Below are 11,704 nucleotides of genomic sequence, written 5' to 3'. Positions count from 1 at the left end.
TGGACCCACCTGATCCCATGCCGAACTCAGCAGTGAAACGTAATAGCGCCGATGGTAGTGTGGGGCCTCCCCATGTGAGAGTAGGACATCGCCAGGCTTTAACTTAGGTTTTCATCTTTTTAAGAAAAAGATGAAAGCAAAAACAAATAAAGCAGCGACCATAAGACTTTATTTGTTACTCAGAATTGAGTGGAGCGGTAGTTCAGTTGGTTAGAATACCGGCCTGTCACGCCGGGGGTCGCGGGTTCGAGTCCCGTCCGCTCCGCCACTTATTCAGACAGAGTTAAGTCTTTAAAATAACTACAGGGGTGTAGCTCCAATTGGCAGAGCAGCGGATTCCAAATCCGCGTGTTGGGAGTTCGAATCTCTCCACCCCTGCCATATACGAAGCCTCAGTCGAAAGACTGGGGCTTTTTTTCGTCTGTTGCTTCTTGCGAAGCAATGTTGGGATAACTAGGCGCCCCCCTGGCTCGCCAGCCCGGTCAAATCTCTCTACCCCTGCCATATACAAAGCCTCAGACTGCGTGTCCTGGTAAAAATGCCAGAGCTTGTTCGTATATATTTTTAATTGGCAGAGCTACAGATTCTTCATAAATTCAAAAAAAGCTAGCTCAAAAGAGCTAAGTAGCTAAAAATAGTACGGTTATTAAAACTGGGGGAATCACTGTGACTTCGTATCTTAAACATATCAGTATTTTGCTATTAGCTGCCTCAATCACTTACTTCTCATACACACTTTCCCAGTTCGTTACAGAAATCACCAAGACAAGGCAGGCAATTCCCCATCTGGTTGAACAGGTATCAACGCTTGAACAATCAGTCAAACTGTCTCAATGGCTTAGTGTTGTGGATGATATAAATAAAAAGATTCCCTCTGTGGTTGCAGAGGTATCTGAAGTTAATCAGAAAATTCCTGTTATTTGGGCTCTGGTAGAAACTCTGCAAAAAAACACGGTCCCCTCCATTTTGAGTGAAGTGAAAGTCGTTCGGGAAAGTGTAATTCCGCCTGTCATTGAACAGGTTAAATATACCAATGAGAAGACCGTTCCCCAGATATTAGCCGAAACCCAATTGATTCGAACCGAAACCATTCCGGCAGTACTGAAAGAGTCAAGTGAGATCAGAGCACTGACTCCTGGTGTATTAACAAGGGTTGAAAGCATTTCAGCGGATGCAGAAAAAATAGTGAGCAAAGCGACAGCTGGTGCTGTCGAGGGGACGGTGAAAGGCGTTATTAGTACGCCTTTCAATCTTATCGGTGATTTGGGTGATCGAGTGATCCCTAATAGCGAAGAGACTGAGTAACATTGAGGCGCCTCTATCGTATAGCGAACACTCCAGCTGTGTGATGACGACAAAATCACAAAAGTGTGATCTTGGTTCAAGGTGTCTTATTCTATTTTACCTTCAACCGATTAGCGTCATAGCTGCTAAAATTGACTCTTATATATTGGCGTTAATTGTCATCAAGAGTGCAGAAATTGGTGCGCAGCGCACGAATTCAATGGTATCTTGTTGGCTTTTAGCAGTGAGCGATTTGGGAGTAAGTATGCCGCATCTTCGTTTCCGTGATGTAGAATTTGATACTGTAAAATCACTGTCGACGGCATTGGTAGATGATCTCCAGCCTCTGATGGACTGTCCTCGCGAAGATTTCACTCTAGAGCATATTTCGACAACTTTCATTTTTGATGGTGAGGTGTCGTTTGCGTATCCATTCGTCGAGGTGCTTTGGTTCGACCGTGGCCAGGAGATCCAAGATCAGGTCGCGCAACATATCACAGAAGCCGTCCGCAATGCTCTGGAAGAGCCTGAGCGAGATGTTGCTGTCATTTTCACCGCACTGACTCCAACGGCTTATTACGATAACGGCAAGCATTACTGATTAATTGTCTTCACTAGGTTTTCTATGGCAGCTCTGTTGCCAGGGGTATTTTCGTTTCAAAAAGGGGATGTAAATGACGCGGTATGCAAAAGTAGCGGCAGGGCTTGGTGTTGTGGCCGGAGTATTAGGTGTCAGTGCATTTAACTGGTCATTTGATGTTGCCGATACACCTGAAGTCAGTGCGAATGTACTGGCTCCCCAGTTTTCCTACCGCTGTATTGAAAATGCTATCGCGCATCCTTTGGACACCGACGGTGAGTTTACTGTGTCGGTATGGAACATCTATAAGCAACAAAAAGAAAACTGGCGCTCAGCCCTGGAGTCATTTTCTAAAGATAGTGAATTGGTTCTGTTACAGGAAGCAAGCTTGAATACCGACCTTCGTGACTACCTGGATGACAGCAGTTGGAAAGTGCGGATGGCCAATGCGTTTAAGTTTATGAATACGCCGGCGGGAGTGATGAACTTATCGAGCGTCAATGCCAAAAGTACTTGCGCCTACCTGGCGATGGAGCCCTGGCTCCGGTTGCCCAAATCAGCGCTATTGTCTGAGTTTGCACTTTCAGACGGCAATACACTGATCGTTGTGAATTTGCATGGTGTGAATTTTGCGGTAGGGCTTGATGAATATCAGGAGCAGCTCGATAGCCTGCGGACGGTATTGGCTGTTCATTCCGGGCCAATTATTTTGGCCGGTGACTTTAACACCTGGCGTCAGGCTCGGATCGATGTTGTTAATACGTTTGCCGAAAGCCTGGGGCTTCGTGATGTCCATTTGAGAGAAGATCAGCGAATCAAGGTGTTTGGTAAGCCGCTGGATCATTTGTATTACCGCGATCTTCAGCTTGTCAGGGCAGAGGCACCGAAAACCGATGCCTCAGATCATAACCCCATTATTGCCAGCTTCAGACTGCAATGATCATGATTGGCCAAATGATCAGTGCGAGCAGCCACGGAAGAATGGCGACGACAATTGATTTGGCCCGATCAAAGTCAGTCCATGCTGTCACAACAGCATAAGTCAGGGTGATATACCACGGTGCCAGTAGCGGGATTGTTGCCGCAAAAGACGCCCATGGATTGCTCATCGGCAATTTTATCAGACCGTTCAAGCTATTGAGATCGGCGGCATTCGGCATGATATTGTTGCTGTTGAACATGATGTTGGTGTAGCTGGCAAAATCGCCGATCAGAGTCGGTAGCATGATAAAACACGATGCGGCCAGCCATTTGCCATAGCTATGCTTGTACTGATTACTCTTGGTGGCCAGGTGCAGCCAAAGTGCCAGAACAAAGATACATAACGTGCGTCCGGCAATATCAGCGACGACTTCGCTAGCATGCAAAGCTTCTTTGGTTAGCAATGACGGCTCCATCTGCTGGTTCAGATTTGTAAACTGAACCATTAGCTCCTGCTGTAGCCAGGCCATGTCCACATTGCTGAAATAGCTGCTCCAGAAGAAAATGGGTCCCAAAATAGCGATCAGGTAGGGCAGAAAGGCCCATCGAGGACGATCGTATACGGCCGCAAAGCAGTCAATTGGGGAGCGGAATGCATCGAATACCGCAATGAATGGGTTTTTAGACGGTGTCATACACTGACCTTAGTTACATCAACATAGAGTTTTAATTTTTGGCCGGGTTTTAAATATTTCTGGCCGCTAATCTGATTCCATTTTACAAGGTCTGAAACTTTGACTTTGTACCGCTGGGCTATGGCGCTGAGGTTATCACCGGAGCGGACCTTGTAGTAGACAGTACGGATGACGCCACCCGTTGCACTGTTCTTCCATAGGGTCAGTTTCTGTCCGATACGTAGCGGCTTCTTCTTGCTTAGGCCATTCCACTTGGTGATCTGGTCAATAGAGACTTTCTCACTGCGGGCAATAGTCCACAGACTGTCGCCAGACTTAACTACGTAAGTTGTACGATAGCCGCTGCCATGGTTTTTCTGGGTACGGGCGGCAAGCTGAGCCGATATACTCTCGCCATCTTGCATCGCGACAGGGATCAGAATATGGCGGCCAACACGAATATTGCTGCCGGACATATTGTTGGCCCGCTGGATCTGTTTGGTGGTGGTCTTGTATTTCTGTGCAAGCACACTCAATGTATCGCCAGATTTCACTTTGTAGCGAACCACTTTCATTCCCTGGCGGCCATTACTGGCAAACTGACTGTTGAAGTGGTCAACTTTGTCGATTGGCAAGAGTAGGTGGTTAGGGCCATCTGGTGAGGTCGCCCAGTGGTTATAGGCAGGGTTGAGGTTTTGCAGATCTTTGAGCTTGATGCCGGCATAGCTGGCGGCCATGGCCAGATCCATCTGGGTACCCGGTTTGACGAGCTCAACCGCAGGTTCATTAGGGATCGCAGGGATGGTTATACCGTATTTTTTTTGGTTTTTAATTACGTCGGCAACAGCCAACAGCTTAGGTACATAACCACTGGTTTCTTTCGGAAGATCCAGTGACCAGAAGTCAGTCGGCTTGCCGGCAGCCTTATTCTTGCGAATTGCCCGGAATACACGTCCTTCACCGGTGTTGTAAGCCGCGAGGGCATGAAGCCAGTCGCCATCAAATTTTCGGTTCAGATACTCCAGCAAGTCCAATGCTGCCTGGGTCGATTCGACAACATCGCGGCGACCGTCATACCACCAGTTTTGCTCTAATCCGAAACGACGACCTGTATCTGGAATAATTTGCCATAGACCTGCTGCTCTGCCGTGGGAGTAGGCGAATTGATCAAAAGAGCTTTCAACAATAGGAAGCAGGGCAAGTTCCAGTGGTAGGTTACGTTTTTCGATTTCTTCGGTGATGTAATATAGAAAGGGTTCGGCGCGCCCGGCAACGGTTTTAAGATGACCCGGATAGCGCAGGTACCAGTTGCGGTAGTATTTGACGCGTTTGTTCTCAGGAATATCGGCGGTCAGCTGCATGGTAATGCGTTTCCATACATCGTCTTGGTCCTGAGGCGTTGCAACGATGACCTTTTCAATGGCGACAGGTTTGGTTGTTTCTTCCTGTGCAGAAGCCGCCGGCACTTGTACAGAGGCTTCTTCGTTCTTATTGGTTGTATTTGTTTGTTCTTCTACTGTATTTGTCGTATTCGTAATTTGGCAACCAGCCAGTAATAGCGCGCTCGCTAAAAAAAATCGGGATTTCATGGAACCTGCCTAAAGCCAAAATAGTTGGAGATGATACTTGGCCAACTACCTTGGAGACAAGTGACCCAGGTCAAAATTCGTCTTTCCAACGACGCAGTGCAGCGAAGGTCTCCAGATCACTGTCGTCAAATGCCTTATCTGCAACGGATTTTTTGATACTGGCTTGATCACAGCGTAAAAACGGATTTATTAATTTTTCTTGTCGTAATGTCGACGGGATCGTGCTGATACCCTGTGCCCGCAGTCGGCTGACGTCTTCGCGGTAACGTTGCAGATGAGGGTTGTCCTGTTCGGCGACTAAGGCAAAGGCAATATTACTGCTTGTATATTCATGGGCACAGTAGACTTCAGTTTCGTCTGGTAGCGCTGCAATTTTCTGTAGCGAGCTGTACATTTGAGCCGGAGTGCCCTCGAACAAGCGGCCACAACCACCGGAAAACAGGGTATCGCCACAAAATAGCTTTTCGTCCCCGACATAGGCAACATGGCCTGCGGTGTGCCCGGGAACGCTCAGTACCATGAAGCGCTCTCCGAAAATCTCCACCTGGTCACCATCGTCGACAGACTGCGAGACGCCGGGAATGGGCTCGGCAGAAGGGGCAACTATATTGACATGGGGAAATGCGCGCTTGAGCTCGCTGATCCCGCCAATGTGGTCATGATGGTGATGGGTGACCAGAATGGCATCAAGAATGAGCTCTTCTTCTTGTAACACCTTGATTACTGGCGTTGCATCACCAGGATCAACGACGACGCAATGTTTGTCCGGACTGTGAATAAGCCAGATGTAATTGTCATTAAATGCAGGTATGCTTTTTACTGTAAGCATGTAATTTGTCTCCAGCCTTTAGGTGTTGAGCAATAACTTATGAAGCCAGCCCGCACGTTAACAGATATTGAATCACCACATACCTGGTCACAAGTCGTCAATGGCGAATGGGCGGCGGAGCTGCTCCAGGCCCAGCTTGATGAATGGTGGCCAAAGCTATTCGGCTATCATATGTTAAAGCTTGGTGGGCTAAGTTGTGAGCTCGCCAGTGGCCATTGTAACATCCAGCATCAGATTTGCATTGATAAGTTCAATCCGCTGCATACGGTCATTGCTGACCACTTTTCCCTGCCTTTTGTCGAGAAGTCGTTTGATGCCTGTGTGATCACCCATCAATTAGATTATTGTTCAGACCCCCACCGCTTGCTGCGGGAAATCGACCGGGTGATGGTGGACGACGGCTATATCCTGTTAAGCGGCTATAACCCGGTGAGTATTCTTGGTATGCGGGGCTTGCTGCCATGGAATCGCAAGCGCTTTCCGTGGAAAGGGCGGATGTTTATGCCTATGCGGGTGAAAGACTGGCTGGGAGTACTGAATTACGAGGTGGTGTTTCACGAGAACTTTGCGGTACTGCCGGCAACAAAGCATCAGGCCTGCTCGGCCTGGGCAGAAAGCGTGTTGTCTGAAACGTGTTCGTCGATTGGCAGCATGTACTTGATTGTCGCCCGTAAGCGGACGGTCCCTCTCAAGCCGATAAAACCAACCTGGAAGTTGCGGCGTCAGCTAACGCCGCTAGGCCTCAACTGCCGGACCAAGGCAAGCCAGAAAATAAAGGGGGCGTAACATTGTTGCAGTGAGTTGAAGTCGTTACGCCTTGTAGCCGGTATCATCCTTGGTCGGGGACTCGGCGGCAGCACGGGCCAAATCGTCACAGCGTTCATTCTCCGGATGGCCTGCGTGGCCTTTTACCCAGTGCCACGACACTTGATGGCGCTGTGTCTCTGCGTCGAGACGCTGCCAGAGATCGGCATTTTTAACCGGTTTTTTATCGGCAGTCTTCCAGCCGCGTTTCTTCCAGTTATGGATCCACTGGGTGATCCCCTGGCGGACATATTGACTGTCGGTGGTGAGATCAACCTGGCAGGACTCTTTGAGGCTTGACAGGCCGATAATGGCTGCCAGCAGTTCCATTCTGTTATTGGTGGTCATGTAAAAGCCGTCACTGAGCTCTTTTTCGTGTTGCTTATAACGCATGACGGTACCATAACCACCTGGCCCCGGATTGCCGAGGCAAGAACCATCGGTGAAAATTTCTACCTGCTTGGTCATATTTGGTAGTATTCGCTTTAGGAAAAACTTTAGTCTGACACAATCGCTACTATGAAAGCTACTAACGAACGTATTATCGTATTCGATACCGAAACAACCGGTATGAATATGACCGGCCCTCACTATGAAGGCCACTGTATTATCGAGATCGGTGCGGTTGAAATTATCAACCGTAAGCTGACGGGTAACAGTTTCCATGTCTATATCAAACCGGATCGGGAGATTGATGCGGAAGCGGTTGATGTTCATGGTATTACCGATGAGTTCTTGCTTGATAAGCCGACATACCGGGAAGTCCATGAAGAATTTATGGAGTTTATTCGTGGGGCAGAGCTGGTGGCTCACAACGCGCCCTTCGATATCGGCTTCATGGATTACGAATTCAGGAAAATGGGTTCGTCAATCGGCAAGACCGAGGACTTTTGCAAGGTCACCGATACCCTGGAGATGGCCAAGCGGTTGTTCCCGGGAAAAAGAAACAACCTTGATGTACTGTGTTCGCGATACGGTATAGATAACTCGCACCGTACTCTCCACGGGGCATTGCTCGATGCCGAGATCCTGGCTGATGTCTACCTGATGATGACAGGTGGCCAGACATCGCTGGCACTCAGTTCCGGCAGCGAAGAAAGTGACACTGGTACAGAAAGTGCCATCCGCCGTCTGGCGTCAGGAAGAAAATCATTAAAGATCATCAAGGCATCGGCCGATGAAATACAAGCGCATGAATCGCGCTTGGATCTTATCGAGAAAAAAGGTGACGTCTCGCTGTGGCGTCAATAGAGGTGCTATGCGGCGGTTATTATTGCTAGTGATGCTGATACCGGTACTGTCTTGGGCAAAAGACAGTACGGCTATGTCGTGGCTGGATAACCGCTTCCGTGTTGATCCGACGGTCGAACAAGTCTCGTTTGTCGTCAAGCGGGGAAACAACAGCCGGGCGATTGTCTTGGTGCGTCCTGATGGCAAGAAATACTATTCCTTTCGTCATCCGAAGAATGTTGCTTGGTATGACGAGCCCGGGATGGACATTATTTCTATCGAAAATCCGATGCCGGGCCCCTGGCAGGCCGTCGGTAAAGTCACCCCTAAGAACCGGATCGTCGTCTTATCCAACCTCCAACTGACAGTAGAGGATCTGCCTTCGCGGCTCTATCAGTCCGAGACGATCAAGTTTACCGCCCGCCTGACCCAGGATGGAAAGTTGCTGACCATGCGCGATTTTCTTGATCGGGTAAAGATGTCAGTCGTTTTTTACGAATACATTGAAGATGCCGATAACCTTCCGAAGGAAGCACAGCCGAGCCCAATCGTCCTGGGCGAGTTTGCCGATGACGGGTTGGCCTTTGATGAGGTACCGGGAGACGGTGTCTTTACGGTAGCCCTGCCCGTGACTGTCCAGCCGGGCAAGTATCGGGTCAGGATCACCTCGGGCAATGGTGTTTTCCTGCGTACCGTCGAGCAGGAAGTGCTCGTGTATCCGCCGCCACTGCGGGCGAGCTTTATTCAGGGACGCGGACGCAGTGAGCCCCACCAGGTCGTGGTGGAAACGGAAGAGGGAGCGTTGTTGCCCGGCTCCCTTGCTGCCCACATTGTGCAGGTAAATCCTGACGGTGATGAGACCATCAGTCAGCAACATGCCCTGTCCGACGAAGACGGACTGAAGGTACGCCTGCCCAATGGCGAGGCGCCGGGTCGTTATGGCTGGTATGGCTGGTTATATGCGACTGATAACTTCAATAACCGAGAGCTGATCTTCAAGTTACCGGAAAATCATTTTGCGGTGATGGCCGAGCTGCAGCTGGATCGTAACCTGGAAGAGTTCAGGGCCCAGCAGGAAGCCAAAGCCAAGCGGGAAGAGATGCTGCGAATTGAAGCGGAGAAGCAGGCTGAGCGCTCCAAGGTGATGAAAATCATTTTGGGTGCCAATGTGCTGGTCGTGGTGCTGGTGGTTGTGATTGCCTTCCTATGGCGCAAGCGCAAAATGAAGAAAGTGCTGGAAGAAGACTCACTGGTTGTTCCGGCGTCCTGATGCCACGAGCAAGTGATAATACCAATCTACATAAGTATTTGATTATTCATGCTGGTTAAAATCACTTTTAACTGCGTTATGAATTTTGTAATTAGAGTAACTAGTTAGCAGCAATTCATGCCTTGTTCTAAGTGATTTTTCCTGCGCAACTATCTGAACAGCTACTTATCCTGATTGGTATAAGGCGAACAGAGCCTGCGGTTGGCTTGATAATCAACTAAAAAGAAAGGGAAGCCATTGTGGCTTCCCTTTTTGTTAGCTTGAGCAATCTAAGTGTTATCAGGCAGCAATGTCTTTTTCTGATGGCTGGTAGGGTTTGGCTGCCAGCTCTTCGGGGTCAAAATCATCAACATTGATAGTGCGTAAGCGGCCTTCTTCTGCTCGGCGCAACAGCTCGGCTTCACTCTCGTTGATAGCATTAAGCTCCAGGCCAACCGTCGCCACATTATCCAGCTGCATGAACGGGAACTTCTTGCCGGCAGCCTGACAGACTCGATCATAGATTGGCTCGGCAGCCAAAATATCTTTCAGTGTCTCTTCAATCATACCAACCGGATTGTTCTCGCATGCTTCCAGGAACTGACCGCGACCGATACGGTTACGAGTTTCACTCGGTGTCTGAATGATACGAGCAACTTTATGGTCCAACTTGTCTGTCGGTTTTACACGTCCCAGCCCAAGAGGGAAGATCATGGTGCGCAAGATCGCAGCAATCGGACGATTCGGGAAGTTACGCAGGAACTCATCCAGTGCTTCCTGAGCTTGGTATAGCGAGTCCTGCAAGCCCCAGTGAACCAGAGGGAGATCATCCTGCTTGCAGCCGTCGTCGGCATAACGCTTGAGAGTTGCTGACGAAAGGTAGAGCTGGCTGAGTACATCACCCAGACGGGCAGACAGGCGCTCTTTGCGCTTCAGCGAACCACCGAGCACTGCCATCGAGATATCAGCGAGCAGGGCAAGGTTGGCACTGTAGCGATTCAGTTGCTGGTAGTAACGGGTCGTGGCATCTTTGCGTGGTGCCGAGGACCCCCTGCCGTCAGTCAGGCCGAACCAGAATGAACGAACCATATTGCTGATCACAAAGCCAACGTGGCCGAACAGAGCACTATCAAAACCATTCAGTGCTTTTTCTGCATCATCATTGTAAGCCGCATCCATCTCTTCCAGCACATAAGGGTGGCAGCGTATTGCCCCTTGGCCGAAGATTATCATTGAGCGGGTGAGGATGTTTGCTCCTTCCACGGTAATCGCAATAGGCGCGCCCTGATAGCCACGTGCCAAGAAGTTGCTTGGCCCCATGGAGATCCCCTTGCCACCGACTACGTCCATGGCATCAATAACACTACGCTGGCTGCGGTGGGTACAGTGGTATTTGACGATGGCTGAGATGACAGAAGGTTTCTCGCCTAAATCAATACCGGATACCGTTAAGTTACTGGCTGAGTCCATTACGTAGGCATTACCGGCTATACGGGCCAACGGCTCTTCAATACCTTCCATTTTACCGATCGGTAACTTGAACTGGCGGCGAATACGGGCATAGGCACCGGTTGCCATGGCTGCTGTTTTCAGGCCGCCTGTGGAGTTCGATGGCAAAGTGATACCACGGCCGACAGACAAGCATTCAACCAGCATACGCCATCCCTGGCCGGCCATTTCCTGGCCACCGATGATGAAACTGATAGGTACGAAGACTTTGTCACCCTGAGTAGGACCATTCTGGAATGGCACGTTTAACGGGAAGTGGCGACGGCCAATTCGCACCCCGTCGATATCGGTTGGGATCAAGGCACAGGTAATGCCGAGATCTTCTTCATTACCCAGCAGGTGATCGGGATCGAACAGCTTAAAGGCCATACCTAATACTGTCGCGATAGGAGCCAACGTGATGTAACGTTTATTCCAGGTCAGTTCCATCCCTAATATTTCTTCACCTTGCCACATCCCTTTTTTGACGATGCCAAAATCAGGAATAGAGCCAGCATCAGAGCCGGCTTCTGGGCTAGTCAGGGCGAAACAAGGAATTTCCTTACCTTCTGCCAGACGAGGCAGGTAGTGGTCTTTTTGCGCTTTGGTTCCGTAGTGCTGCAGAAGCTCACCTGGGCCAAGTGAGTTCGGAACGCCGACGGTTGAGGAGAGTACGGCAGAGACTCCTGTTAGCTTTTGTAGCACCAGAGATTGAGCATAAGCTGAAAATTCTAGGCCGCCGTATTCTTTCTTGATGATCATGGCGAAGAACTTATGATCTTTGAGGTACTGCCAGACTTCGGGGGGCAAATCGGCCAGTTCATGTGTTACCTGGAAGTCGTTGACCATGCGGCAGACTTCATTGACGGGACCGTCGAGAAAGGCTTTCTCTTCTGCGCTCAGGCGCGGAGCCGGAATATCATGCAATTTATTCCAGTTAGGAGCGCCACGGAACAGATCGGCTTCCCACCAGACGGTACCGGCATCAATGGCTTCTTTTTCGGTACGGGACATCTCGGGCATGACGCCTTTAAACGCTTTGAGAGCGGGTTTACT

General features: G+C 49.7%; 11 protein-coding genes, 2 tRNA genes and 1 rRNA gene. 9 read left to right on the top strand and 5 right to left on the bottom strand.

The window, feature by feature from the left end:
• From rrf to MHN01_RS06485, 6 genes are all read left to right on the top strand, one after another.
• Window positions 1–97: ribosomal RNA gene (rrf, locus tag MHN01_RS06510) — 5S ribosomal RNA — on the top strand; the annotation flags it as partial.
• A 94-nt stretch (window positions 98–191) separates the two neighbouring features.
• Window positions 192–268: transfer RNA gene (locus MHN01_RS06505), tRNA-Asp, on the top strand.
• Window positions 269–304: 36 nt separating this feature from the next.
• Window positions 305–381, top strand: a tRNA-Trp gene (locus tag MHN01_RS06500).
• Between the two features lie 285 nt (window positions 382–666).
• A complete protein-coding gene (locus MHN01_RS06495) occupies window positions 667–1,305 on the top strand; it encodes a hypothetical protein (RefSeq protein WP_239410573.1) in 639 nt (212 codons plus the stop codon).
• A 244-nt stretch (window positions 1,306–1,549) separates the two neighbouring features.
• On the top strand, window positions 1,550–1,885 hold the full coding sequence (locus tag MHN01_RS06490) for a DUF1904 domain-containing protein (protein ID WP_239410572.1): 336 nt from the start codon (window positions 1,550–1,552) through the stop codon (window positions 1,883–1,885).
• Between the two features lie 73 nt (window positions 1,886–1,958).
• Complete coding sequence (locus tag MHN01_RS06485) at window positions 1,959–2,804, top strand: endonuclease/exonuclease/phosphatase family protein (protein WP_239410571.1); 846 nt, start codon at window positions 1,959–1,961, stop codon at window positions 2,802–2,804.
• Here MHN01_RS06485 and MHN01_RS06480 read toward each other — a convergent pair.
• The 3 genes from MHN01_RS06480 to gloB all read right to left on the bottom strand — a co-directional run bounded on the left by MHN01_RS06480 (window position 2,791) and on the right by gloB (window position 5,877).
• A complete protein-coding gene (locus MHN01_RS06480; RefSeq protein WP_239410570.1) occupies window positions 2,791–3,480 on the bottom strand; it encodes a Yip1 family protein in 690 nt (229 codons plus the stop codon). The two genes, MHN01_RS06485 and MHN01_RS06480, sit on opposite strands and share 14 nt — an antisense overlap.
• Window positions 3,477–5,048 (bottom strand): LysM peptidoglycan-binding domain-containing protein, encoded by a 1,572-nt coding sequence (locus tag MHN01_RS06475; protein WP_239410569.1) that lies wholly within the window; start codon window positions 5,046–5,048, stop codon window positions 3,477–3,479. The genes MHN01_RS06480 and MHN01_RS06475 overlap by 4 nt, the downstream gene beginning before the upstream one ends.
• Window positions 5,049–5,118: 70 nt before the next feature.
• Window positions 5,119–5,877 carry a hydroxyacylglutathione hydrolase gene (gloB, locus tag MHN01_RS06470; protein WP_239410568.1) on the bottom strand — a complete coding sequence of 253 codons (759 nt, stop codon included), beginning with the start codon at window positions 5,875–5,877 and terminating at the stop codon, window positions 5,119–5,121.
• Window positions 5,878–5,916: 39 nt separating this feature from the next.
• Between gloB and MHN01_RS06465 the strand changes: the two genes are divergently transcribed.
• Entirely contained in the window at window positions 5,917–6,663 is a 747-nt protein-coding gene (locus MHN01_RS06465) for a methyltransferase domain-containing protein (RefSeq protein ID WP_239410567.1), read from the top strand.
• 24 nt (window positions 6,664–6,687) lie between these two features.
• Here the strand turns inward: MHN01_RS06465 and rnhA are convergent, their stop codons facing one another.
• Window positions 6,688–7,149 (bottom strand): ribonuclease HI, encoded by a 462-nt coding sequence (rnhA, locus tag MHN01_RS06460; RefSeq protein ID WP_239410566.1) that lies wholly within the window; start codon window positions 7,147–7,149, stop codon window positions 6,688–6,690.
• Window positions 7,150–7,200: 51 nt separating this feature from the next.
• On the opposite strand from rnhA, the gene dnaQ reads away from it, so the two are divergent.
• Both dnaQ and MHN01_RS06450 read left to right on the top strand, forming a co-directional pair.
• Entirely contained in the window at window positions 7,201–7,932 is a 732-nt protein-coding gene (gene dnaQ / locus MHN01_RS06455) for a DNA polymerase III subunit epsilon (RefSeq protein ID WP_239410565.1), read from the top strand.
• A 7-nt stretch (window positions 7,933–7,939) separates the two neighbouring features.
• Window positions 7,940–9,181 (top strand): TIGR03503 family protein, encoded by a 1,242-nt coding sequence (locus MHN01_RS06450; protein WP_239410564.1) that lies wholly within the window; start codon window positions 7,940–7,942, stop codon window positions 9,179–9,181.
• Window positions 9,182–9,460: 279 nt separating this feature from the next.
• Here the strand turns inward: MHN01_RS06450 and fadE are convergent.
• Window positions 9,461–11,704, bottom strand: a 2,244-nt coding sequence (fadE, locus tag MHN01_RS06445) for an acyl-CoA dehydrogenase FadE (RefSeq protein ID WP_239410563.1), incomplete at its 5' end; no start/stop codon positions are given.

The sequence above is a fragment of the Photobacterium sp. OFAV2-7 genome (genome assembly GCF_022347985.1).
In the GTDB taxonomy this organism is placed as follows: Bacteria; Pseudomonadota; Gammaproteobacteria; order Enterobacterales; family Vibrionaceae; genus Photobacterium.
The sequence above is the reverse complement of the archived record's forward strand: the minus strand, read 5'-3'. Positions and strand labels throughout refer to the sequence as shown.